This is a genomic window from Pseudomonas silesiensis (genome assembly GCF_001661075.1).
Taxonomy (GTDB): domain Bacteria; phylum Pseudomonadota; class Gammaproteobacteria; order Pseudomonadales; family Pseudomonadaceae; genus Aquipseudomonas; species Aquipseudomonas silesiensis.
Genome location: NZ_CP014870.1, coordinates 1,025,783 through 1,049,376, shown reverse-complemented (window position 1 = coordinate 1,049,376; position 23,594 = coordinate 1,025,783). Strand labels below are relative to the sequence as shown.

22 protein-coding genes are annotated in these 23,594 nt (G+C 61.1%); 3 read left to right on the top strand and 19 right to left on the bottom strand.

What is annotated here, in order from left to right; genetic code table 11:
• Positions 1-20: 20 nt before the first annotated feature.
• The 5 genes from PMA3_RS04680 to ppc all read right to left on the bottom strand — a co-directional run bounded on the left by PMA3_RS04680 (position 21) and on the right by ppc (position 5,713).
• Complete coding sequence (locus tag PMA3_RS04680) at positions 21-881, bottom strand: DUF72 domain-containing protein (protein WP_064676074.1); 861 nt, start codon at positions 879-881, stop codon at positions 21-23.
• Entirely contained in the window at positions 881-1,186 is a 306-nt protein-coding gene (locus PMA3_RS04675) for a hypothetical protein (RefSeq protein WP_064676073.1), read from the bottom strand. The genes PMA3_RS04680 and PMA3_RS04675 overlap by 1 nt, the downstream gene beginning before the upstream one ends.
• A 194-nt stretch (positions 1,187-1,380) precedes the next feature.
• On the bottom strand, positions 1,381-2,055 hold the full coding sequence (gene tsaB, locus PMA3_RS04670; protein WP_064676072.1) for a tRNA (adenosine(37)-N6)-threonylcarbamoyltransferase complex dimerization subunit type 1 TsaB: 675 nt from the start codon (positions 2,053-2,055) through the stop codon (positions 1,381-1,383).
• A gap of 86 nt (positions 2,056-2,141) precedes the next feature.
• Positions 2,142-2,789, bottom strand: coding sequence for an adenylate kinase (gene adk, locus PMA3_RS04665; protein ID WP_064676071.1), 648 nt, complete (start codon positions 2,787-2,789; stop codon positions 2,142-2,144).
• Between the two features lie 293 nt (positions 2,790-3,082).
• The gene (ppc, locus tag PMA3_RS04660) at positions 3,083-5,713 is read right to left on the bottom strand and encodes a phosphoenolpyruvate carboxylase (protein ID WP_064676070.1); all 2,631 of its coding nucleotides are present in this window, start codon (positions 5,711-5,713) and stop codon (positions 3,083-3,085) included.
• A gap of 201 nt (positions 5,714-5,914) precedes the next feature.
• On the opposite strand from ppc, the gene PMA3_RS04655 reads away from it, so the two are divergent.
• From PMA3_RS04655 to lptF, 3 genes are all read left to right on the top strand, one after another.
• Positions 5,915-6,259: a hypothetical protein gene (locus PMA3_RS04655; protein ID WP_064676069.1), complete on the top strand. Its 345-nt coding sequence runs from the start codon at positions 5,915-5,917 to the stop codon at positions 6,257-6,259.
• A gap of 367 nt (positions 6,260-6,626) precedes the next feature.
• Positions 6,627-7,040, top strand: coding sequence for a DUF4398 domain-containing protein (locus PMA3_RS04650; protein WP_064676068.1), 414 nt, complete (start codon positions 6,627-6,629; stop codon positions 7,038-7,040).
• A 48-nt stretch (positions 7,041-7,088) separates the two neighbouring features.
• On the top strand, positions 7,089-7,877 hold the full coding sequence (lptF, locus tag PMA3_RS04645; RefSeq protein ID WP_064676067.1) for a lipotoxin F family OmpA-related lipoprotein LptF: 789 nt from the start codon (positions 7,089-7,091) through the stop codon (positions 7,875-7,877).
• A gap of 180 nt (positions 7,878-8,057) precedes the next feature.
• Here lptF and PMA3_RS04640 read toward each other — a convergent pair whose 3' ends face one another.
• From PMA3_RS04640 to PMA3_RS04575, 14 genes are all read right to left on the bottom strand, one after another.
• Complete coding sequence (locus PMA3_RS04640) at positions 8,058-8,387, bottom strand: PA3694 family proteiin (protein WP_064676066.1); 330 nt, start codon at positions 8,385-8,387, stop codon at positions 8,058-8,060.
• Positions 8,384-9,298 carry an alpha/beta hydrolase gene (locus PMA3_RS04635; RefSeq protein ID WP_064676065.1) on the bottom strand — a complete coding sequence of 305 codons (915 nt, stop codon included), beginning with the start codon at positions 9,296-9,298 and terminating at the stop codon, positions 8,384-8,386. The genes PMA3_RS04640 and PMA3_RS04635 overlap by 4 nt, the downstream gene beginning before the upstream one ends.
• Positions 9,299-9,460: 162 nt before the next feature.
• Positions 9,461-10,738: a flavohemoglobin expression-modulating QEGLA motif protein gene (locus PMA3_RS04630; protein WP_064676064.1), complete on the bottom strand. Its 1,278-nt coding sequence runs from the start codon at positions 10,736-10,738 to the stop codon at positions 9,461-9,463.
• A gap of 36 nt (positions 10,739-10,774) precedes the next feature.
• Positions 10,775-11,341 (bottom strand): hypothetical protein, encoded by a 567-nt coding sequence (locus PMA3_RS04625; protein ID WP_064676063.1) that lies wholly within the window; start codon positions 11,339-11,341, stop codon positions 10,775-10,777.
• 158 nt (positions 11,342-11,499) lie between these two features.
• Positions 11,500-12,216 carry a TetR/AcrR family transcriptional regulator gene (locus PMA3_RS04620; protein WP_064676062.1) on the bottom strand — a complete coding sequence of 239 codons (717 nt, stop codon included), beginning with the start codon at positions 12,214-12,216 and terminating at the stop codon, positions 11,500-11,502.
• Between the two features lie 102 nt (positions 12,217-12,318).
• Positions 12,319-13,818 (bottom strand): lysine--tRNA ligase, encoded by a 1,500-nt coding sequence (lysS, locus tag PMA3_RS04615; protein WP_064676061.1) that lies wholly within the window; start codon positions 13,816-13,818, stop codon positions 12,319-12,321.
• A 103-nt stretch (positions 13,819-13,921) separates the two neighbouring features.
• Positions 13,922-15,017 (bottom strand): peptide chain release factor 2 gene (gene prfB / locus PMA3_RS04610; protein WP_102136387.1). Its coding sequence is split into 2 segments (ribosomal slippage): positions 13,922-14,944 and positions 14,946-15,017, totalling 1,095 coding nucleotides; the frame shifts between segments, so codons are not numbered across the junction.
• A 106-nt stretch (positions 15,018-15,123) separates the two neighbouring features.
• The gene (locus PMA3_RS04605; RefSeq protein ID WP_064676059.1) at positions 15,124-16,125 is read right to left on the bottom strand and encodes a response regulator; all 1,002 of its coding nucleotides are present in this window, start codon (positions 16,123-16,125) and stop codon (positions 15,124-15,126) included.
• Positions 16,126-16,173: 48 nt separating this feature from the next.
• Entirely contained in the window at positions 16,174-17,184 is a 1,011-nt protein-coding gene (gene cheB / locus PMA3_RS04600) for a chemotaxis response regulator protein-glutamate methylesterase (protein ID WP_064676058.1), read from the bottom strand.
• Positions 17,181-19,478 (bottom strand): hybrid sensor histidine kinase/response regulator, encoded by a 2,298-nt coding sequence (locus PMA3_RS04595; protein ID WP_064676057.1) that lies wholly within the window; start codon positions 19,476-19,478, stop codon positions 17,181-17,183. Before PMA3_RS04595 ends, cheB begins: the two co-directional genes overlap by 4 nt.
• Positions 19,475-20,158: a chemotaxis protein CheW gene (locus tag PMA3_RS04590; RefSeq protein ID WP_064676056.1), complete on the bottom strand. Its 684-nt coding sequence runs from the start codon at positions 20,156-20,158 to the stop codon at positions 19,475-19,477. Before PMA3_RS04590 ends, PMA3_RS04595 begins: the two co-directional genes overlap by 4 nt.
• Positions 20,155-21,426 carry a CheR family methyltransferase gene (locus tag PMA3_RS04585; RefSeq protein ID WP_064676055.1) on the bottom strand — a complete coding sequence of 424 codons (1,272 nt, stop codon included), beginning with the start codon at positions 21,424-21,426 and terminating at the stop codon, positions 20,155-20,157. The genes PMA3_RS04590 and PMA3_RS04585 overlap by 4 nt, the downstream gene beginning before the upstream one ends.
• Positions 21,423-21,959, bottom strand: coding sequence for a chemotaxis protein CheW (locus PMA3_RS04580; RefSeq protein WP_064676054.1), 537 nt, complete (start codon positions 21,957-21,959; stop codon positions 21,423-21,425). The genes PMA3_RS04585 and PMA3_RS04580 overlap by 4 nt, the downstream gene beginning before the upstream one ends.
• Positions 21,959-23,521: a methyl-accepting chemotaxis protein gene (locus PMA3_RS04575; protein ID WP_420848682.1), complete on the bottom strand. Its 1,563-nt coding sequence runs from the start codon at positions 23,519-23,521 to the stop codon at positions 21,959-21,961. The genes PMA3_RS04580 and PMA3_RS04575 overlap by 1 nt, the downstream gene beginning before the upstream one ends.
• Between the last annotated feature and the right edge of the window lie 73 nt (positions 23,522-23,594).

Sequence of the window (23,594 nt, the reverse complement as noted above, 5' to 3'; positions counted from 1 at the left end):
GGAAGAGTAAAAAATCCGCTTCAGAGCAGGCCAAGTTGCTCCGCGGCGGGCTCTCTGTATAGCTCAGGCAGCGGCGCCAGGCCAGGCAAACGCAGCATCAGTTGCGCATGGAAACGCTGAGCGAGCCTGGCTGCCAGCAGATTGTCGGCGGTGTGCAGGAAAATATAAGGCGTGCGGCCTTCTTCGATCCACAGGGCAATTTTCTCGACCCAGGGCACCAGGAACGGATCATTGGCTTCCAGTTGCGGATGGCCGATGAAGCGTACCTGCGGGCATTGGGTAAAGGCCGCTGGACGTGGCGGAACCCGGGGCTTTTTCGCTTGGGCGTGGAGCACTGACGGGGCGGTCGAGGTGCAGCTGAACAGCGCGCGCGAATCGAGGCAGATACGCTCGACGCCACGATCCCGCAGCAGGCGATTGAGCCTGCGCTCGGCATCGCCTTTGGCGAAAAATTCGTCATGCCGCACTTCGACTGCCAGGGGTCGGTCCATGGCATCGATAAAACCGGCCAGCTCCGACAGTCGTTGCGGTGTGAAGCTTTTCGACAATTGCAGCCACAACGGCGAAACACGATCACCCAAGGGGCGGAGCAATTGCAGGAAGGTTTCGGCTGCCGTCAGTTGTTCCCGCAGGTCGCCGCTGTGACTGATGTCGCCGGGGAACTTGGCGGTGAAGCGAAAGTGTTCGGGCATGGTGTCGGCCCAGCGCTGCACAGTGGCGGCAGAGGGGCTGGCGTAGAAGGTCGTGTTGCCTTCCACGGCGTTGAACACCTGGGCATACAGATTCAGAAATTCGGCGGGCCTGGCGTCTTGCGGATAGAGATAGTCGCGCCAGGCGTTTTCACTCCAGGACGGGCAGCCGAGGTAGTAAGGCAGCACCATCAGACGTACAGGTCGAGACCCAGCACATCCGCATCCCACTCGACAAAACCGGCCGTGCTCAGGTAGCTGGCCAAGGCCATGGATACGGTTTTGCTCATGGCGCGGTGGTAAACCATGTCTTGCTGACGGGCAGGTAGATTGCTCAAGCGTTGCGCTGAGGCTTTGGCGGCGCGGGCGGCCAGTTGCTCTTCGGACGGAAATTCCAGCTCACCGTCGATATCGACGGATTCGTCCTCCACTACGCGGCCTTTGCGAGGCTGGCGCTTGATGGGGTAGGACTGGGAGGAAAGGCCGTCTATACGCATGATTGCGGGGCTCGGTATCGATGATGGCAGTTTAGTGGCGCACAATCCACTTCGCAAACAGCCGAGTGATAACTAGAACACAGAAACGACGAAAGGTTTAACAAGCCGGGCAGAAAACGACGATTGGTGGCGTTGCGCAGTCTCGCCCTGTAGGAGCGAGCTTGCTCGCGATTGGACCGACTCGGTCCGGGATATTACCGGGCCTTGGGCGTCGCCACTTTATCGCGCAAATACACCGGCTGCGCCTCATCCGCCACAATCGCCTCACCCCGCTCCCAGGCAAATCGCGCCAGGGTCAGCAGGTCTTCAGCATGAGGCAGCATGCCCGCATCCTGCCCGGTCAGGTTGACCGCAATGCGCTCGGCATAACCCCAGCCGGTGCCCGCGCCAAACCATTCACCGCTGGCATCGGCCGGCAGCGCTGCCGCTTCCGGCGGCAACACCGCCTCATTACCCACCAGGCGCATCTCCCCTGCCGTCTCGCGGTAGCAGCCCCAATACACCTCATCCATCCGCGCATCGATAGCCGCTGCAACCTGGCTGACGCCGTGTTCGCGATACGCTCGTTGTGCCAGCACTGCCAGGTTCGACACCGGCAACACCGGGCGATCCAGCGCAAACGCCAGTCCCTGTACCACGCCGATGGCGATCCGCACGCCGGTAAAAGCACCCGGGCCGCGACCGAAAGCGATGGCATCGACCGCCTGCAAGCTAGTCCCCGCCTCGGCCAGCAACTGCTGAATCATCGGCAACAGCTTCTGCGCATGCAGGCGCGGGATCACCTCGTAATGGCTCGTGACCTTGCCGTCATGCAGCAAGGCAACGGAGCAAGCTTCAGTCGCGGTGTCCAGGGCCAGCAAGGTGCTCATCGATGTTTCCGTAAGAGAGGTCAGAAAAAGTGCGCCAGTATAAACAACTACGGCCCGCAAGCGGGCCGTAGAAGATCAGGCAATGTTCAGCTCAGCGCTTCAAGCACCTTGCCGGTGATCGATTCAACCGAACCGACGCCAGCAATGTGGCTGTATTTCGGCTTGCCCTGATCAGCGGCCAGATTCTGGTAGAAAGCTACCAGCGGCTTGGTCTGCGAGTGGTAGACCGACAGGCGATGACGCACGGTTTCTTCAGTGTCGTCCTTGCGCTGCACCAGTGCTTCACCGGTGAGATCGTCAACACCTTCGACTTTCGGCGGGTTGTAGACGGTGTGGTACACGCGACCGCTGGCCTCGTGGACGCGACGCCCGGCGATACGCTGCACGATCTCTTCGTCGTCGACGGCGATTTCGACCACGTGATCCAGCTCGACGCCAGCCTTCACCAGGGCTTCAGCCTGGGGAATGGTGCGCGGGAAACCGTCGAACAGGAAACCGTTGGCGCAATCGGCCTGGCTGATGCGTTCCTTGACCAGATTGATGATCAGGTCATCGGAAACCAGACCACCGCTGTCCATGACGCTCTTGGCGATCAGGCCCAGTTCGGTACCGGCCTTGACCGCGGCACGCAGCATGTCGCCAGTGGAGATTTGCGGAATGCCGAATTTCTCGGTGATGAACTTAGCCTGAGTACCTTTACCGGCCCCGGGAGCTCCCAGCAGAATGACGCGCATCGATGTGCTCCTCAATTTTTTATAGATACAGATAACGTCAGATTCGCCTCGTGGGGCCAATCTCAAAAAAAGGATCGTGACCGCCCAAACGGCCGAAGGCTGATCAAGATACACAGCAGGCCCTGACCACACAAGCCGCCAAAAGTCGGAGAAACCCGCGCCTGACGTGACCTTTGCGACGGGGTACCCCTAGTCGCAACCCCATCATTAACTGTCGCCTGGCAGCACTTTTAAGCCCTGCGCCGGCAGGCACCCGATGCCCGCATCGAGTGCCCGGACCCACGGCAAAAACCTTAGCCGGTATTGCGCAATCCGGCGGCAATCCCCGCCACAGACACCAGCAGCGCCTGTTCTACCGGGCTGTCCTGCGCCACTTCCTGTTGCCTGGAGCGGGCCAATAATTCGGCCTGCAATAGATGAAGCGGATCGAGGTAAGTGTTGCGCAAGCGGATGAATTCGAGGGTGGCTGGGCTATGTGCCAGCAGCTGAGACTGACCGGTCAGCCCCAGGACCACTGAGCACGCCTGCGACAATAGGTCGCGTAAATGCGCACCCAAAGGCAGCAGATCCGGCTCGACCAGACGCTCATCGTAGGACCGGGCGATATCGCTATCGGCCTTGGCCAGGACCATTTCCAGCATATCGATGCGGGTGCGGAAGAACGGCCACTGCTCGCGCATCTGTCCCAGCAGCTCGCCTTCGCCGCGCTCCAGCGCCTTGCTCAGGGCGGCTTCCCAGCCGAGCCAGGCCGGCAGCATCAGGCGTGTCTGGGTCCAGCCGAAGATCCACGGGATCGCCCGCAGGCTTTCGATCCCGCCCGCGCGGCGCTTGGCCGGACGGCTGCCCAACGGCAAGCGCCCCAGCTCCTGTTCCGGGGTGGACTGGCGGAAATACTCGACGAACTGCGGATTCTCCCGCACCACGGCGCGGTAGGCCCGGACGCCATCGGCGGCCAGTTCGTCCATCAAGTGCCGCCACTCGGGTGTCGGGGGTGGCGGCGGCAGCAAGGTCGCTTCCAGCACGGCGGCCAGGTACAGGTTGAGGTTCTGCTCGGCGATGTCCGGCAGGCCAAATTTGAAACGAATCATTTCCCCCTGCTCGGTGGTGCGGAAACGCCCCGCCACCGAACCTGGCGGCTGCGACAGGATCGCCGCGTGAGCCGGACCGCCACCGCGCCCCACGGTGCCGCCGCGACCGTGGAATAACAGCAGCTCCACTTGCTGCTCGCGGCAGATATCGACCAGACGCTCCTGCGCCCGATACTGCGCCCAGGCCGCCGCCGTGGTGCCGGCGTCCTTGGCCGAGTCGGAATACCCGATCATCACTTCCTGCGGCCCTTGCAGGCGCGCGCGGTAGCCCGGCAGCAGCAACAGCTTTTCAATGACCGGGCCGGCGTTATCGAGGTCGGCGAGGGTTTCGAACAAGGGCACGACACGCATTGGCCGCAATACGCCGGCCTCCTTGAGCAGCAGCTGCACCGCCAGCACGTCGGAAGCGGCACCCGCCATGGAAATCACATAGGAGCCGAGTGAGTCCCCGGGTGCCGAGGCGATTTCCCGGCAGGTCGCCAGCACTTCGGCGGTGTCGGCGGACGGCTTGAAGTACGCCGGCAGCAACGGTCGACGATTGCTGAGTTCGCGCATCAGGAAAGCGATGCGCTCTTCCTCGCTCCAGTCTTCGTAGCGACCGAGACCGAGGTAGTCTGTGATTTCGGTCATCGCCGCCGAGTGTCGGGTCGAGTCCTGACGCACATCCAGGCGCACCAGGAACAGGCCGAAGGTCACGGCCCGGCGCAAACAGTCGAGCAACGGGCCGTCGGCGATCACACCCATGCCGCATTCGTGCAGCGAGTGGTAGCACAGCTCCAGCGGATCGAGCAGTTCGCGGTTGTTTTGCAGTACATTGGCCGGTGCCGGCGTGGTCGCGGTCAAGGACGCGTGGGCCCAGTTACGGGTGGCGCGCAGGCGTTCGCGCAGCTGTTTGAGCACGGCGCGATAAGGTTCGGCGCTGTCCCCGGCTTTGGCTTTGAGGGCATCGCTGGCTTGCTGCATCGACAACTCGGCAGCCAGGTGATCGACATCGCGCACGTACAAGTCAGCGGCCATCCAGCGCGCCAGTAGCAGGACTTCACGGGTCACGGCAGCGGTCACATTGGGGTTGCCGTCCCGGTCGCCGCCCATCCACGAGGCAAAGCGGATCGGCGCCGCCTCCAGCGGCAGGTGCAGGCCGGTGGCAGCCTGCAGGGCCTGGTCCGCCTTGCGCAAATAATTGGGAATCGCCTGCCACAGCGAATGTTCGATCACCGCGAAGCCCCACTTGGCCTCATCCACGGGTGTCGGTCGGGTGCGGCGGATTTCTTCGGTGTGCCAGGCTTCGGCGATCAGGCGCTGCAACTTCGCGTGGATCTGCTCGCGCTCGGCACTGGTCAGGTCGCGATGGTCCTGGGCGGCCAGTTGCGCGGCGATGGCGTCGTATTTCTGGATCAGCGTGCGCCGCGCCACTTCGGTCGGGTGAGCCGTGAGGACCAGTTCGATCTCCAGCCGGCCCAGCTGTCGGGCCAGGGATTCGGCGCCATGACCTTCGGCGCGCAGACGCGCCAGCAGCTCCGGCAGCACCCGCGCTTCGAACGGTGCGGGCTGCGATTCTTCGCGACGGTGAATCAGCTGATATTGCTCGGCGATATTGGCCAGGTTGAGAAACTGGTTGAACGCCCGCGCGACCGGAAGCAATTCGTCTTCGCTCAATTGGTCGAGGCTCGCGCTCAGCTCGGCATCCATCGACCCGCGACGGTCGGCCTTGGCGCCCTTGCGGATCTGCTCGATCTTATCGAGAAAGCCGTCCCCGTACTGTTCACGAATGGTGTTGCCCAACAGTTCACCCAACAGGTGAACGTCCTCGCGCAAGCGTGCATCGATATCGGTCATCAGCAGTTCTCCAGCAAGAAATCCGGGCGGCTAAGATCTTTAAGAGTGCCGCTCCAGACAGCTTCTTACAAGCAAGACGACGAAGGGACTTTAAACCTTGAGCGTTATAGCTAATCTGAAGAGTAAGCCGTACAACGGCTGCCGTCGGCCAAAGCCGGCACTCACCCTGCCTGCCATGAGCAGGCGCGCAATGAGGTCACTATGAAAATCCGCGAGCTTGCCCAGCATTGGGAAGAAAACGCCAAGGGTCGCCTGACCGACACCGGCTACAAGATTCATCTGGATGTGGAGGCTGCCGCGCGCCTGGCTGCGATCGTCGAGATGTACCCCAAGCGGCATCCCGAAGAACTGCTCGGCGAGCTGATCGGCGCGGCCCTGGAAGAGCTGGAGAAAAGCTTCCCCTACGTGAAGGGCTCGACCGTCGTGGCCACTGATGAAGAAGGTGATCCGTTGTACGAAGACGTGGGGCCAACGCCGCGTTTTCTCGCGTTGTCCCGTCGGCATTTGCAGGATTTGTCGAGCGGTAGTGACAAACCAAAACACTGATCAGCCTGATACCTGGACCTGGACCTGTAGGAGCGAGCTTGCTCGCGATGGTCTTGAAGGCGACGCGTGCATTCAGAATAAACGCGCTATCGTTTACGTCCATCGTCGGAACGCCGCCCGGAGCAAGCTCGCTCCTACAAAACGGTCGGGGAATACCGCCCCGGATCGCCAAAGTTCCCGACCCAGAGCCTTGTCCGCCCGGTCAATATTTTTTCGGGCGATGGGCCATCTTCTTTGAACTTTTGAAAAACGCCTCGGGTCACACCCAGTAACCACGCCTGGGACGGCCGTGTCAGAACACCTCGGAAATTGTCGGTTGCGGCTCCTTGCCCAGGATGGATTTTTACGTTTTTCAGGAGTTATTCCAATGGAGTTGAAGACCATGAAGACCCGAACTGCCCAATCCCCGTCTACCCCCCTGCGCAGGCTGAAACTGGCCGCACTGGCGATCGGCAGCAGCCTGGTCCTGGCCGGTTGCGCCGGTAACCCGCCGACCGAACAATTTGCCGTAACCGAATCCGCCGTGAATGGTGCAGTCAGTGCTGGCGGTACCGAATTCGCCGCCGTGGAAATGAAGTCCGCCCAGGACAAGCTCAAGCAAGCCGAAATCGCCATGCACGACAAAAAGTATGACGAGGCCAAGATCCTGGCCGAACAGGCCGAGTGGGACGCTCGCGTAGCAGAGCGCAAAGCCCAGGCGATGAAAGCCGATCAGGCTGTGAAGGACTCTCAGAAAGGGGTTCAGGAAATGCGTCAGGAAAGCCAGCGCACCGTGCAATAAGCGGCGCGGCACGACGTACTTCTTCTCGACTAAAAGGACGAAACCATTATGCGTAAACAATTGATGATCCCTGCCCTGCTGGCTGCAAGTGTTGCACTGGCTGCCTGCTCCACGCCGCCCAACGCTAACCTGGAACAGGCCCGCACCAACTACAGCGGCCTGCAAGCCAACCCGCAAGCGAGCAAAGTGGCGGCACTGGAAACCAAAGACGCCAGCGACTATCTGGACAAGGCTGACAAGGCCTACATGGACAAGGAAGACCAGGCCAAGGTCGACCAGCTTGCCTATTTGACCAACCAGCGTGTCGAAGTAGCGAAGCAGACCATCGCCCTGCGCACCGCTGAAGCCAACCTGAAAAACGCTTCTGCGCAACGTGCCCAGGCCCGCCTGGATGCCCGCGACCAGCAGATCAAACAGCTGCAGGACAGCCTGAACGCCAAACAGACCGATCGCGGCACCCTGGTGACCTTCGGTGATGTGCTGTTCGCCACCGATCGGGCTGACCTGAAATCCAGCGGCCTGGTCAACATCAACAAACTGGCGCAGTTCCTTCAGGAAAACCCGGACCGTAAAGCGATTGTCGAAGGTTACACCGACAGCACCGGCACGGCTTCGCACAACCAGTCGCTGTCCGAGCGCCGCGCCGGTTCCGTGCGCATGGCCTTGGTGAAAATGGGCGTTGATCCAGCGCGCATCGTTGCCCAGGGTTATGGCAAGGAATACCCGGTCGCTGAAAACGGCAGCGTGTCGGGTCGTGCAATGAACCGTCGGGTGGAAGTGACCATTTCCAACGACAACCAGCCGGTGATCCCGCGTTCGGCGGTCAGCTCGAACTAAGCTGAATCTGCTGTAACGAAAAGCCCCGCCGGATTCGATCAGGCGGGGCTTTTTGTTTTGCTTTTCGTAGGAGCGAAGCTTGCTCGCGAAGAGGGCAACCCGGTCTTTGAGCTATACCGCGTTATCGTTCTTCGCGGGCAAGTCGGATTGCCGCTCCGCTCGCTCCTACAGGTGGGCGCGCTACGGTTCCAGCTTCTGCGGGGTTTCCTGCCCGATGCAGCGCACGGCCTTCTTCTTGTTGTTGACCAACACACCACTCAGGCCTTTCTGTTCAGTGTCGAACATCACCAGCACGCCATCGATGCATTGGGCCACTTGCGCAGCCGGTTCCAGGGAGACCTTGTAGTCTTCGCCGGGCACGGTCTTGAGCAGGGTGAAGTCGCTGAGCAGCAGCGCGTCTTCCGGTTTGGCAAAGTGCAGGTAGCCATACCACCACAGGGCACCGACGGTGCCGAGGATGCTGCAGATACCGGTGATGATCAGCGGGATGGCGTTACGTTCTTCACTCATTGCGGACTCTCTGGTGGTTCATCTTCGGAATTCGGGGCTGCCGGGTAATTCGGTGTCTCGCCCAGGCGGCGCAGGCCGTTGAAATGCTGCGGATCGTCGAGGTAGCGCAGCATGACTTTGCGCCAGACCGGGTCGGCGAACGTCTGCACATGTCCACCTCGGGTCAGTTGCAGCACCCGGGGCGGCGGCGCAGCTTGATACAGACGGATGCCGTTGGAAAGAGGCACGATCGGATCGTCGATGCTGTGGTAGATCAATTTCGGTACACCATTGAGCTGTGCCATCGAGTGGATGGCGCTGTCGCCGTCCGGCACCAGCCACGACAGCGGCACCTGGAACGGCCAGAACAACCATGAGTTGCTCAGGGCGAACCGGCCGACGCTGCGGTAACTGGCGGGCACGCCATCGAGGACCACGGCCTTGAGTTGTTTCTGGCGTTCGGGGTGCTGGACCAGGTAATGCACGGCCATCGAACCGCCAAGGCTCTGGCCCAGCAGGATCAGCGGCTTGCCCCGGACCTCGGGGGCCTGGTCGAGCCATTTGAACGCGGCATCGATGTCCTGGTAGATCGCCGGTAGCGACGGCTCACCTTCGGACAGGCCGTAACCGCGATAGTCCACCAGCAGTACTTGATAGCCCTGCTTCGGCAGCCACCAACTGCCCCCAAGGTGCATGGGCAGATTGCCGCCGTTGCCATGCAGGTGCAGCACCGTGCCCTTGACCTCGACGCCTGTTTTCGCTGGCAGCCACCAGCCGTGCAGCCTGACGTCGTCAGCGGTGGTCAGGGTGACGTCGCGGAATTCGAGTTTGGCTTTTTCCGGAGTGAACAGCTGGCCTGGCTCGGGGTAGAACAGCAGGGAGCTGCAACCGCTCAAGGTCAGGAGAAGGCAGATGAAGCCGAGGATTCTCATCCGATGAAACCTCGCAGAAATAAGTTGGAATACGATCCTGCGGCAAATGAGTGACCTGTGGGAGCGAGCTTGCTCGCGATGGCGGCTCGACATTCAACATTGATGTCGTCTTTCACACCGCTATCGCGAGCAAGCTCGCTCCCACAGGGAATGTCGTCAGCCTTAGAGGATATTGGAGTAATCCGCCTCGATCCGGTCCAGGCTCAGGTGATTGAGGAAGTTGGAGAAGCACATCCACGCCGACAGCGCGTTCATGTCACGGAACTGTTCCGGCAGGTACTTGGGCGGTACGACCAGGCCTTCATCCACCAACTGGCGCAGGGTACGCATGTCTTCCAGCGTGGTCTTGCCGCAAAACAACAGCGGTATCTGCTCCAGCTTGCCTTTACGCACGGCCAACTGAATGTAGTTGTAGACCATGATAAAGCCCTTGAGGTAGGACAAGTCTTTGGTAAATGGCAGGCCGGTCGGCACCGAACCCCGGAATACGCGACTGGCGTTGCCATAACTCTCGGCCATTTCGAACCCCTGCTCGCGGAAGAACTCGAAGATCTGCAGGAAGTCGGCACCCTCCTCCACCATATGAATGGCGCGGGTGCGATTGGTGAGTTTGCGCAGGCGACTGGGGTAGGAGGCGAAGGTGATGATTTCCATCAGGATCGCCAGGCCTTCCTGGGTCACGGTCGATGAAGGCGGCCCCTTGGACAGGAAGGTGCAGATCGGCTGGTTCAAGCCATTGAGCGTGGTGCCCACATGCACCAGCCCTTCGTGGACTTCCAGGGCGCGCACGTCACGCTCGTTGAACATCGCATCGGTGCGGATCTTGATGTAGTCGGCGCCGGCCGCCGCATCGGCCACGATACCGTCGGACTCGAACACCCGAATGGTGTCCTCGGCCTCGCCAAATACCTTGCTCAACCGGGTTTGCAATAAATCCACGGCGTCCTTGGCGGTGAGGAGCTTCGGCTCGTCCTTCAGGTCGCCGCGGCCGTCGATGTTGTTCAGGTAATCGGAAAGCATCAGGCCCAGGTCGGACAGGGTCGGGTCACCCGCGTGGAACGCATCGGACGCGGCGCCGTACAGTTCCTGGGAAATCAGGCCGAAATCCTCGGTGCCACGCGCTTCGAGCATGCGCACCACCATGCGGTATTCCTTGCACATGCGGCGCATGATCTGGCCAACCGGGTTGAACTGGCCGAGCTGACGGGTGATGTCGCGCTCGATGTTCTGAAATTCCAGCTTCACTTTGCTGGAGTCGAAGGCCAGCGGCCGGTTCAAGTAATAATCGCGGTCCACCGCCGGCATTTCCTTGCCCTTGGCCTTGAGGAAACCCTTGCGAATGGTGTCGTCCCACTTCACCGCATCGAGGACGCGAATGGGCGTCTGCGCCAGCACAATGCGATCGGATAAAATGCGTATCGACTGCTGGTAATCGTCCACCCGGAACTCCTGTAGAAAAACCGTTACGTGCTGGATTTATTTGACTGCAGCTTTGGCTTTGGCCAGGCGCTGGTAACGCACCGCTTCGACGAACACATCGGAATTGGCCGGATCGTCGAGGTAGGCGAACACCTGGTCCATGCCAGTGTTGATCAGCACGCCATCGCCATCGTCAGTCTGGAAGCCTTCGCCGCTGAGGACATTCTGCCCCAGGGCCTGGTTGATCTGCTCGAGGTCGAGGTTGTAGACCACCAGTTCCTGCTTATCGGTGAGTTCAAATCCGGCGATGATGAAATGTCCGCCGAACTGTGCCGGCACCTTCGCTGACAGATACCAGCGACTGCCATGGCGCGACATCGTGAAGGGATAGGCTTCGCGCTCCTTGGGCTTGGCCTTGAAGTAACTGACCGCCTGATAGCGATTGCCACTGATGCGTGTCAATTCCAGGTTCATCGGTTCGCCCCAGGCGTTGGTGCTGGTCCATTTGCCAAGCAACCCCTTGGGCGCGGGCTCGCTGGCGGGCAGAGGTTCCCTGAAGGTCACCAGACAGCCACTGAGCAGCAGGAACGACAAGGCGATCACAACGACACGCCAGGTTTTCATTCAACACTCCCTATGAACACACCGCCCCAAATGGTCACCGACCCTGTAGGAGCGAGGCTTGCCCGCGAAGGCGTTGTGTCAGTCAACACACTGTTGAAGGTTATACCGCTTTCGCGGGCAAGCCTCGCTCCTACAGGGTTGAGTCGTCCGCCCGGGGATTAAACCGACGCCAATACCAGGTGCATGTAGCGTGTGAGGATTCCGAGCATTTCGGCTTCGGCGGCAGGCTCGGCGTCGTTGAGCAGGCCCTGATATTCCATCCGTCCGATAATCGCCGTCAACACTTTGGCATCCTGTTGTGGCTCGCGGGAACCCAATACTTCGAAAAAGTGGCAGGTGCCCTGCAGCAGGATTTGCTGGTGCGAGCGCACCAGCTGCGCCAGGCGCGGGTTCAACAGCGCCTCCTGGCGGAATGCCTGCTCGGCCATCAAGTGTTCGCGACGGTTCTGCAATTGACGGTGAACATAGTCGGACGTCAGCCGCGCAATGTCGTCTGCCAGTTGCGAGCGGGACTCGGCACTGCCATCGCCGTAGGCGACCATCTCCCGCAGCAGACCTTCATTGTTGGCCCACAACTTGGCCATGAATGCCGCGCTGCGCTCCACGTATTGGGCAAAGGTATCGGTGAGCAGGTCATCGATATCCTTGAAATAGTAAGTGGTGGCCGACAGCGGCACACCGGCCTCGGCCGCCACCGCACGGTGCCTTACGGCCCGCACGCCATCGCGCACGACAATGCGCATCGCCGCATCGAGAATGTCCTGTCGACGCTGCTCGCTGCCCTGTCGGCTGGCCTTGCGACCCTGGTACTGAACACTTTCAGCGACCGCAGTGGCGATACCCGCTGCACCCTCTTGAGCCATTGCACGGTTCACGACAGCAATTCCTCTCTTACTTCAAAAGTAACCATTTGATACGTTTGTACCAGACAGGCAATAAAAAGCCGCCTATTTCAGGCGGCTTTTTATTTGAAACACTTACGCTTGCGGCCGCATGTGCGGGAACAGGATCACGTCGCGGATCGACGGGGAGTTGGTCAGCAGCATCACCAGGCGGTCGATGCCGATGCCTTCACCGGCCGTTGGCGGCATGCCGTACTCCAGCGCGCGAACGAAGTCGGCGTCGTAATGCATGGCTTCGTCGTCGCCCGCATCCTTGTCGGCCACCTGGGCCATGAAACGCTCGGCCTGGTCTTCCGCGTCGTTCAACTCGGAGTAGGCGTTGGCGATTTCACGACCACCGATGAACAACTCGAAGCGGTCGGTGACGTTCGGGTTCTCGTCGTTACGACGAGCCAGCGGCGACACTTCGAACGGGTACTGGGTGATGAAGTGCGGCTGCTCCAGCTTGTGCTCGACCAACTCTTCGAAAATCATCACCTGCAGCTTGCCCAGACCTTCGAAGCCCAGCACCTTGGCGCCGGCCTTCTTGGCGATGGCGCGGGCCTTGTCGATGTCGTTCAGGTCGTCAGCGGTCAACTCAGGGTTGTACTTGAGGATCGAGTCGAACACCGACAGGCGCACGAAGGGTTCGCCGAAGTGGAACACTTTGTCGCCGTAAGGCACGTCGGTGCTGCCCAGGACCAGCTGCGCCAGCTCGCGGAACAGTTCTTCGGTCAGGTCCATGTTGTCTTCGTAGTCGGCGTAGGCCTGGTAGAACTCCAACATGGTGAATTCAGGGTTGTGACGAGTCGAAACACCTTCGTTGCGGAAGTTGCGGTTGATCTCGAACACCTTCTCGAAACCACCGACAACCAGGCGCTTGAGGTACAGCTCCGGCGCGATACGCAGGAACATTTCCATGTCCAGGGCGTTGTGGTGAGTTTCGAAAGGCTTGGCCGCCGCGCCACCCGGAATGGTCTGCAGCATCGGGGTTTCGACTTCGAGGAAGTCACGCTGCATCAGGAAGCTGCGGATGTGCGCAATCACTTGCGAACGCACGCGGAAGGTCTGGCGCACCTCTTCGTTGACGATCAGGTCAACGTAACGCTGGCGATAGCGCTGCTCGGTGTCGGTCAGGCCGTGGTGCTTGTCCGGCAGCGGACGCAGGGATTTGGTCAGCAGGCGCACGTGGGTCATTTCGACGTACAGGTCGCCTTTGCCGGAGCGGGCCAGGGTACCTTCAGCGGCGATGATGTCGCCCATGTCCCAGGTTTTCACCGAGGCCAGGGTTTCTTCCGACAGGGTTTTACGGTTGACGTAAACCTGGATGCGACCGGTCATGTCCTGGATCACCATGAACGAGCCACGGTTGAGCATGATGCGACCGGCAACCTTGACCGGGATTGCAGCCTCAGCCAGCTCTTCCTTGGTCTTGTCCACGTATTGCTTCTGCAAGTCTTCGCAGTAGTTGTCGCGGCGGAAGTCGTTCGGGAAGGCATTGCCCTTGGCACGCTCGGCAGCCAGCTTTTCCTTGCGCAGGGCGATCAGGGAGTTTTCTTCCTGTTGCAGGGCCTGGTCGATTTCTAGGTCGCTCATGTCTTTAAATATTCCATCACGGGTTCGTTGCCCCTGCCTGGCGGCAGGGTTCGCGGGCAAGCCTCGCTCCTACAGGGGCGTATTGACCCTGTAGCGCGTGCCTTTACAGCCCTTGTTTCAAGCTGGCTATCAGGTAGTCGTCGATGTCGCCGTCGAGCACCTTGTCACAGTCGCTGCGTTCGATGTTGGTGCGCAAATCCTTGATCCGCGACGCATCGAGTACGTAGGAGCGAATCTGGTGACCCCAGCCGATGTCCGACTTGGTGTCTTCCAGGGCTTGCGAGGCCGCGTTGCGTTTCTGCACTTCCTGCTCGTACAAGCGCGCCCGCAACATTTTCATCGCGGTGTCTTTGTTGGCGTGCTGGGAACGTTCGTTCTGGCAGCTGACCACGGTGTTGGACGGTACGTGGGTGATACGTACGGCCGAGTCGGTGGTGTTTACGTGCTGACCACCGGCGCCGGAGGAGCGGTAGGTATCGATGCGCAGGTCCGACGGGTTGATGTCGATTTCGATGTTGTCATCGATTTCCGGCGATACGAACACGGCCGAGAACGAGGTGTGGCGACGGTTGCCGGAGTCGAACGGGCTCTTGCGCACCAGACGGTGCACACCGATTTCGGTGCGCAGCCAGCCAAAGGCGTATTCGCCCTTGATGTGCACGGTAGCGCCCTTGATCCCGGCAACTTCACCGGCGGACAGCTCCATGATGGTCGCGTCGAAGCCGCGCTTGTCGGCCCAGCGCAGGTACATGCGCAGCAGGATGTTGGCCCAGTCCTGGGCCTCGGTACCGCCGGAGCCGGCCTGGATGTCCAGATAGGCGTTGTTGGCATCCATCTCGCCGCTGAACATGCGACGGAATTCGAGTTTTTCCAGGGACTCGCGCAGACGCTCGACTTCGGCAGCGACGTCATCGACGGCGGCCTGGTCTTCTTCTTCGGCGGACATCAGCAACAGGTCCTTGGCATCGGCCAGGCCACTGTGCATTTCGTCGAGGGTTTCGACGATCTGAGCCAGCAGGGAGCGCTCGCGGCCCAGTTCCTGAGCGTACGACGGGTTGTTCCAGACAGACGGATCTTCAAGCTCGCGATTGACTTCAGTCAGACGCTCATGCTTTTGATCGTAGTCAAAGATACCCCCGAATAGTTTCGGAGCGCTCGGACAGGTCCTTGATACTGTTAAGGATCGGGTTGATTTCCATGGCGGGCAGCACTCGTTGGCGAACTTTTGAAAGCCGGCGAGTATACCGTAAACAGGCTGTCAAGGCAGCCCGCCTGGCGGCTTTAGCGGCGAATGAACCCTATGGTTTATTCAATCCCCACCTGATTACGCCCATTGTTCTTCGCCAGGTACAGCCCCTTGTCCGCCGCCAGGATCAATTGACGGCAGTCGCCGCCCTGCTTTGGGGTCATGGTCGACAGGCCGATGCTGATGGTCAGGCTCGAACCTTCGACAGGGGAAATGTGCGGAATCTTCAGTGCCGCCACCGACTGGCGGAGTTTTTCCGCCACCAGCCGCGCGCCGCCCGGCGATGTGTTGGGCAGGACCAGGGCGAACTCTTCGCCGCCGTAACGGGCCGGCAGGTCCGACGGTCGGGCGCTGGCGTCACGGATCGCCGTGGCGACCTTGCGCAGGGCTTCATCGCCGTCCAGGTGGCCGAAGCTGTCGTTGTAGGATTTGAAGTAGTCGACATCGATCATCAGCAACGACAGTTGACTCTGGTCGCGCAGCGAGCGTCGCCACTCCAGTTCCAGGTATTCATCGAAATGCCGGCGGTTCGACAGCCCGGTCAGGCCGTCGGAGTTCATCAATCGTTGCAGCACCAGGTTGGTGTCGAGCAACTGCTGCTGGCTGACCCGCAGCGCCCGGTACGCCGCGTCGCGCTGCAGCAGGGTCATGTAGGAACGGGAGTGATAGCGGATGCGCGCGACCAGCTCGATATTGTCCGGCAGCTTGACCAGGTAATCGTTGGCCCCGGCCGCAAAGGCCGCGCTCTTGATCAGCGGGTCTTCCTTGGTCGACAGGACAATGATCGGTATGTCCTTGGTTGCCGGGTGATTGCGGTATTCGCGCACCAGGCTCAGGCCATCGAGACCGGGCATCACCAGGTCCTGCAGGATCACCGTCGGCTTGATGCGAATCGCCTGGGCGATAGCCTGGTGCGGATCGGCGCAAAAGTGAAAGTCGATATTTTCTTCATTCGACAAGCCACGGCGCACGGCTTCGCCGATCATCGCCTGATCGTCCACCAACAACACCATGGCGGCGTTTTCGTCGGTTTTGAAGCCGTCGAGCTGTAAGTCATTCATGTGCGGTCACCTGAGTACTGCCTGGGCCGGGATTGCTGTTAAAGAGAGTCATTTGCCGAAGATTTCCAGCAATCGTGGCGCGATCTTGTCCAGTGGACGAATTTCCACGGCAGCGTCGATGGCGGCCGCTGCCTTCGGCATGCCATACACCGCACTGCTGATTTGGTCTTGAGCGATGGTCAGGTAGCCCTGTTGGCGCATGAGTTTAAGCCCCTGCGCGCCATCGCGTCCCATTCCGGTTAACAAAACTCCCACGGCATCGCCGCTCCAGTACTGGGCAACGCTCTCGAAAAACACATCGATCGAGGGCCGATAGATCTCGTTGACCGGTTCGGCGGTGTAGGCCAGCGTGCCGTTTTTCAACAAGCGGATATGGTGATTGGTGCCGGCGAGCAACACCGTACCGGGCTGCGGCGGCTCGCCTTCCTGGGCCAGGCGCACGTTCAGGCCGCTGGCGCTGCTCAGCCATTCGGCCATGCCGGCGGCGAATACCTGGTCGACATGCTGCACCAGCACGATAGCCGCCGAAAAATTCTGCGGCAGGCCCTTGAGCAATACTTCCAGCGCCGCCGGCCCGCCCGCGGACGACCCAATGGCGATCAGCCGCTGACGCGAAGCCGAGTTGCGCAAGGGGCTCGGAGCCGCGCGCTCTCGATTGCCCCGGTCACCGATCAGCCAGCCAATGTTGATGATCTTGCGCAGCAACGGTGCGGCCGCATCCTGCGGGTTACCCGCACCCAATGCCGGCGTGTCGACGACATCCAGCGCGCCGTGGCCCATGGCCTCGAACACTCGATGCACATTCTGCTGGCGGTCGACCGTGACGATGACGATCGCGCAAGGGGTCGCGGCCATGATTCGCCGGGTCGCTTCCACGCCGTCCATCACCGGCATGATCAGGTCCATCAGGATCAGATCCGGGGTGAATTCAGCGCAGCGTTGCACTGCCTCGGCCCCATCGCCGGCGACCCAGACCACCTCGTGTGCCGGCTCGAACGCCAGGGCGCGGCGCAGGGCCTCCACCGCCATGGGCATGTCGTTGACGATCGCTATCTTCATGCCCGCGCTCCTCCTATAAGCTCAACCACTGCATCAAGCAGGGCGTCGTCATGAAAACTGGCTTTGGCTAGATAATAGTCGGCTCCGGCGTCCAGTCCACGACGGCGGTCCTCTTCACGATCCTTATAGGACACCACCATGACCGGCAGGGATTGCAGGCGATTGTCCCGGCGCAACAGGGACACCAGCTCGATGCCATCCATGCGCGGCATATCGATGTCGGTGATCAGCAGATCGAAATCCTCCGAACGCAGGGCGTTCCAGCCATCCATGCCGTCCACCGCCACGGCCACGTCATACCCGCGATTGAGCAACAGTTTGCGTTGCAGCTCGCGAACGGTCAGCGAGTCGTCGACCACCAGGATCCGTTTGCGAGCGGCTTCGACGACCTGGCTGCCCTGGCGCGCTATACGCTCCAGGCGCCCGGTGTTGAGCAGTTTGTCGACCGAGCGCAGCATGTCTTCGACGTCGACGATCAACACCACCGAACCGTCGTCGAGCAAGGCCCCGGCGGAAATGTCCTGCACCTTGCCCAGGCGTTCGTCCAGCGGTAATACGACCAGCGTCCGCTCACCGATAAAACGCTCGACGGCCACACCATAAATCGCCTCGCGCTCACGAATGACCACCACTTTGAGGGTCTGCTGACTGTGCGCGCTCACCGGACGCTGCAAGAGCTGGCTGGCGGCGACCAGCCCGACGTGCCGGCCCTCGTACCAGAAGTGCTGACGGCCTTCGACCTGCACGATGTCCGCCGGCTCCAGGTCGCACATGCGCTCGATGTGGGCCAGTGGAAACGCATAGGCTTCGTCACCGACTTCCACCACCAGGCTGCGCACCACCGACAGGGTCAGCGGCACTTCGAGGTGGAAATGGCTGCCCTCGCCCACCGCTTGCTCCAGCACGACCGCGCCGCGCAATTGCCGGACCATGTGTTGCACCGCGTCCAGCCCGACCCCGCGTCCGGAGATTTCGGTGACCGTGTCCCGCAAGCTGAAACCCGGCAGGAACAGGAATGTCAGCAGTTCCTCTTCGCTCAACTGCGCAGCTGTTTCAGCCGGGGACAATTGCCGCTCGATGATGCTGCGCCGGACCTTTTCCAGATCGACACCATTACCGTCATCGCTCAACTCCAGCACCAGCAGTCCGGCCTGATGCGAGGCGCGCAAACGGATCAAGCCTTCAGCCGGTTTGCCGGCCAGCAGGCGCTGTTCCGGGGATTCGATGCCGTGATCCACGGCGTTGCGCAGCAGGTGCGTCAGCGGCGCTTCGAGTTTTTCCAGCACATCGCGATCGACCTGGGTTTTTTCGCCCTCGATCTCCAGCCGCACCTGCTTGCCCAGGCTACGGCCAAGGTCGCGGACCATCCGCGCTTGCCCGCTCAACACATCGGCAAACGGGCGCATGCGACAGGCCAGCGCCGTGTCGTACAAGACTTGCGCCCGTTGACTGGCCTGCCAGGCGAACTCATCCAGCTCGGCGTTTTTTTCCACCAGCAATTGCTGGGATTCGGCCAACAACCGACGGGCAGCGTCGAGGGCCTCCCGCGCCTCCAGGCTCAAGGCATGCTCCTTGAGCTGGACGTTGAGGTTTTCCAGGGCCCGCAGGCCGTTGTTCTGCAGGCGCTTGAGCCGCTGCATGGTAGCCAGGTGCGGCTTGAGCCGCAGGGTTTCCACCAGGGATTTGCTCGACAGGTCAAGCAGGCTGTTCAAACGCTCGGCAGTGACCCGCAGGACTCGCTCACCGGTATCGGTGGAGCGTCTGGCCCTGGACGCTGGCTCGACGGGTGCGCCGGTGGGCGGTTCGACGTCCAGCACCGGCATCGTCAGCTCAACCCCGGTGGCTTGCAGCAGATCCTCGGCCATGAACGGCGCGATGGGGGTACTGATCGGCGCGGCAAGCGCCAGCGGATCCAGCAAACGAGCCATCAAGGCGACATAGGCCTCGATATCCGCAGGGCCCGGATTGTTGTCGGGCGTTGCGATGCGCATCAGCAGATCGGTGCCTTGCAACAACGCATCGATGTGCTCGGGGCGCAGGTACAGGTGCCCTTCCTGGGCGCTGACCAGGCAATCTTCCATCACATGGGCCACGCTGACGCCGGCATCGACACCGACGATCCGCGCGGCGCCCTTGAGCGAATGCGCCGCGCGCATGCACGATTCGAGATGATCGGCCTGGGTCGGATCGCGCTCCAGCGCCAGCAGGCCTGCGCTCAGCACTTGGGTCTGGGCTTCGGCTTCCAGGCTGAACAGCTCCAGCAACGAGGAGTCGCGCAATTGCTCTGGGGTCATGTAAGGCTCCGGGTCACGGCGGACAGCAGTTGCTCTTCATCCAGCCAACGCAGGCTGCGTCCCTTGAATGGCAACACACCACGGGTGTATTTGGCGCTGGCCTGGGTACCCGAGCGCGAGGCTGCCTCGAGGATGTTTTCATCGATGGCATGAATGCCGTCCACTTCATCCACCGGCACCACCACCGGCCCGCCATGGGCGGCGATAATCAGCATCCGCGGCATGACCCGCGTGCCGGACGCCACGCTACCCGTCCCATCGAGGCCGAGCAGTTCGACCAGGGACAGGCATGCCACCAGGGCACCGCGCACGTTGGCCACGCCAAGCAAGGCTCGGGAACGCTGGTGCGGCAAGGAGTGAATCGCTTGCATTGGCGCCACTTCCACCAGGCTGCGGGTGGCCAGGCCCAGCCATTCTTCGCCAAGACGAAACATCAACAGCGAACGGGTTTTCACCTCGCTCTCGGCCACTGTCGAAACTTGCCCTCGATCTTCCTGCTGCAACGCATAGCGGTCGAGCAGGCGCGTCGCGGCGGCTGAATACACCGCGCAGTTGCGGCAGTGAATGTGTTCGCTCAGCAGCGGGCAGGACTTGTCGCCATGGATACCGATGCGGTTCCAGCAGTCGTCGATGGCCTGGGCATCTTCATGGGTGAGGCTAAAGGTGTCGGCGGCGTTCATCGTTTACGCTCACTGTCTGCGGCGCGCTCGCTGCGGGCGGCGCGGGCCTGCAATCGTCGGGCACCCGCCGTGTCGCCCTGGGATTGCAGCAAGGCGGCCAGGTGCATCAGCGCGTCGGGATGTTGCGGTTCGAGGTACAAGGCCTTGCGATAAAAGCCCTGGGCCTCCAGGACTCTGCCGGTGACATCGCTGAGCAAGCCCAGCCAGTAAAAGACCTGGGCTACTGGCTCGTGACTGCGTAAATAGCGATCGCACGCGGCGCGTGCTTCGGCGCTCTTGCCTTCGTTGGCCAGCGCGGCAATGTTCGCCAGCAGCGCGGCGGCGTCCGGGTTGGCGGCTTTCGTCGGGGCAGGCAACGGCGTCACCGTTGCGAAAGGCCGACTTCGAACAGGCGGCGGTGTCATGCTGCGCACCGGTTGGCGCACCGGCAAAGGCGTCGGCACGAACGTGGCAATGGGCACAGGCTGCGGTGCATTCTGGCGACTGAACGCAAAGGACTGCGCGATGCCGATCGAACGCATGCCGAAACGGCCGAGCAAACTGCCCTCGGCCGGGCCGATAAACAGCACGCCATGCACATGGGTCAGGCGCTTGAGCACTTCGAATACTTGCTGCTGGGTCGGCTGATCGAAATAGATCAAGAGGTTGCGGCAAAACACAAAGTCATAAGGGGGTTCGTTGGTCAGCAACGTCGGATCCAGCAGATTGCCGACCTGCAAACGCACTTGCTCAAGCACTCGCCCGCTGAGGCGATAGCCCTCGTCTTCGGCGGTGAAATGCCGATCGCGAAACGCAATATCCTGACCCCGGAACGAATTCTTGCCGTACAGCGCGCGCCGGGCTTTTTCCACCGACAACGGGCTGACGTCCATGCCTTCGACTTTGAACTGATGCGGCTGGAACCCGGCATCGAGCAACGCCATGGCGATGGAATAGGGTTCTTCCCCGGTGGAACATGGCAGGCTGAGAATTCGCAACGCGCGCATGTTGTTGATGTCGCTCAGACGCCTGGCAGCCAGTTTCGCCAGGGTGGTGAAGGATTCCGGGTAACGGAAAAACCAGGTCTCGGGGACGATCACCGCTTCGATCAGCGCCTGCTGCTCGTCCCGCGAGCCTTGCAAAATATGCCAGTACTCATCGGCCGTCAGCGCCTTGGACGCCGCGCTGCGCTGACGCACCGCGCGCTCGATGATCGCTGGTCCCACCGAGCTCACGTCGAGACCGATGCGCTCTTTGAGGAAATCGAAAAACCGCTGGTCGCTGCTCATGGTCGCTCCTCAATCAGCGCCAGGTCCACCGGCTGCGCCGGAAACAGCAGCGCGCGAACCTGCTCGTCCAGCAGATCGGCGACCCGCACCCACTGCAGCAAACCCTGGGCATCTTCGCGCACCGGCCCGAGGTATGGCGCCTGGCGGTTATCGAGGCCATAAGGTTGAAAGTCTGCCGGGTTGCAACGCAAGGTATCGGTGGCCTGTTCCAGAATCAGCCCGAGCAATTGCGCCTCAGCGTTTTCACCCGGGCGGTAATTGACCAGCACCAGGCGTGTGCTGGTGCGAGCCTGGGCAGGATGCCCGAAGGTCAGTGCACTGAGGTCGATCACCGGCACCACCGCACCGCGATAGGCGAACACCCCCGCCACCCAGTCCGGCGCGCGGGGAATCGGCTTCAATGGCAGGCACGGCAGCACTTCCGCCACCTCGATGGCCTGCAAGGCAAAGCGCTCGTTGCCGATGCGGAACACCAGGAACAATGATTGCAGCGCCGGCTTCACGGCGGTGCGTTTAGCCGTGGGTTCGCTCATCAGACTTTGAATCGCGAAACGCCGCTACGCAGCCCTACGGCGACCTGGCTCAGTTCGTCGATGGCAAAACTGGCCTGGCGCAGGGACTCGACGGTCTGGCTGCTGGCATCGCCCAGCTGCACCAGCGCATGGTTGATTTGTTCCGCGCCCGTGGCCTGGGCCTGCATGCCTTCGTTGACCATCAACACCCGCGGCGCCAATGCCTGGACCTGATGAATGATCTGCGATAACTGCTCTCCGATTTGCTGCACTTCGGACATGCCACGGCGCACTTCTTCAGAGAACTTGTCCATGCCCATGACCCCGGCCGACACCGCCGACTGGATCTCGCGCACCATTTGTTCGATGTCGTACGTGGCCACAGCGGTCTGGTCCGCCAGACGCCGCACTTCGGTGGCGACCACGGCAAACCCGCGGCCATATTCACCGGCTTTTTCAGCCTCGATGGCGGCGTTGAGAGAAAGGAGATTGGTCTGGTCGGCGACTTTGACAATGGTCACCACCACCTGGTTGATGTTGCCGGCCTTCTCATTGAGGATCGCGAGCTTGGCGTTGACCAGATCGGCCGCGCCCATGACCGAGTGCATGGTCTCTTCCATCCGCGCCAACCCTTGCTGCCCGGAACCGGCGAGCACCGAGGCCTGATCGGCGGCGGTGGACACTTCAGTCATCGTGCGCACCAGATCACGCGACGTGGCAGCAATCTCGCGGGACGTTGCGCCGATTTCGGTGGTGGTGGCGGCGGTTTCGGTGGCCGTCGCTTGCTGTTGCTTGGAGGTGGCAGCGATCTCGGTGACCGACGTGGTGACCTGCACCGACGAGCGCTGAGCCTGGGATACCAGGGACGTCAGCTCGGCCATCATGTCGTTGAAGCCGGTTTCCACCACACCAAATTCGTCCTTGCGCGCAAGGTTCAGGCGGTTGCTGAGATCACCGGTGCGCATGATTTCGAGAATTTCGACGATCCGGTTCATCGGCGCCATGATCGCGCGCATCAACAAAAGACCACACACCCCGGCAATAATGACTGCAACCAGCAACGAAACGCCCATGATCAGCTTCGCCACCGCTACCGATGAAATGATCGAGTCCGTGGCCGCCTCAGCCGCCTCCCTGTTGAATTCAATGAGATTATCCAGCAGTTTACGGCCGGCATCCCATGCGGGGGTCATCTGTTCGGTGAGTATGCGACGGGCCTGTTCGATGTCGTTTTGCTGGTAGGCATCGAGGACCTCTTCGAGCAGCTTGTCATATTGATCGTGAATCTTTTCAAACTCGTCGAATCTTGCCTGATCATCTTTCTCGAAAATCGTACTCCGGTAGCTGGCCATCGAGGTTTGCAGCCTTTCCTCGATTCCCTCGTACATATCCTTGTCAGCCTGGGTCATGCCTCGACCGCCACCCAGTCCGATCAGTTGCTGGGTCAGCACGTAATCATCGACCCAGGCACCGCGAATCAGGGAGCTGTAGTGAATCCCGGGAACACTGTCCGAGCGCACAACGTTCTCGCTGGACTCAATCGACAGTAAACGGGAATAAGAGACGACGACCATCAGCAGCATGATGGCGATAATTACCGCAAAGCTCGCCAAGATCCGTTGGCGCAACGTCCAGTTCTTCACAGTCAGTCCTCGA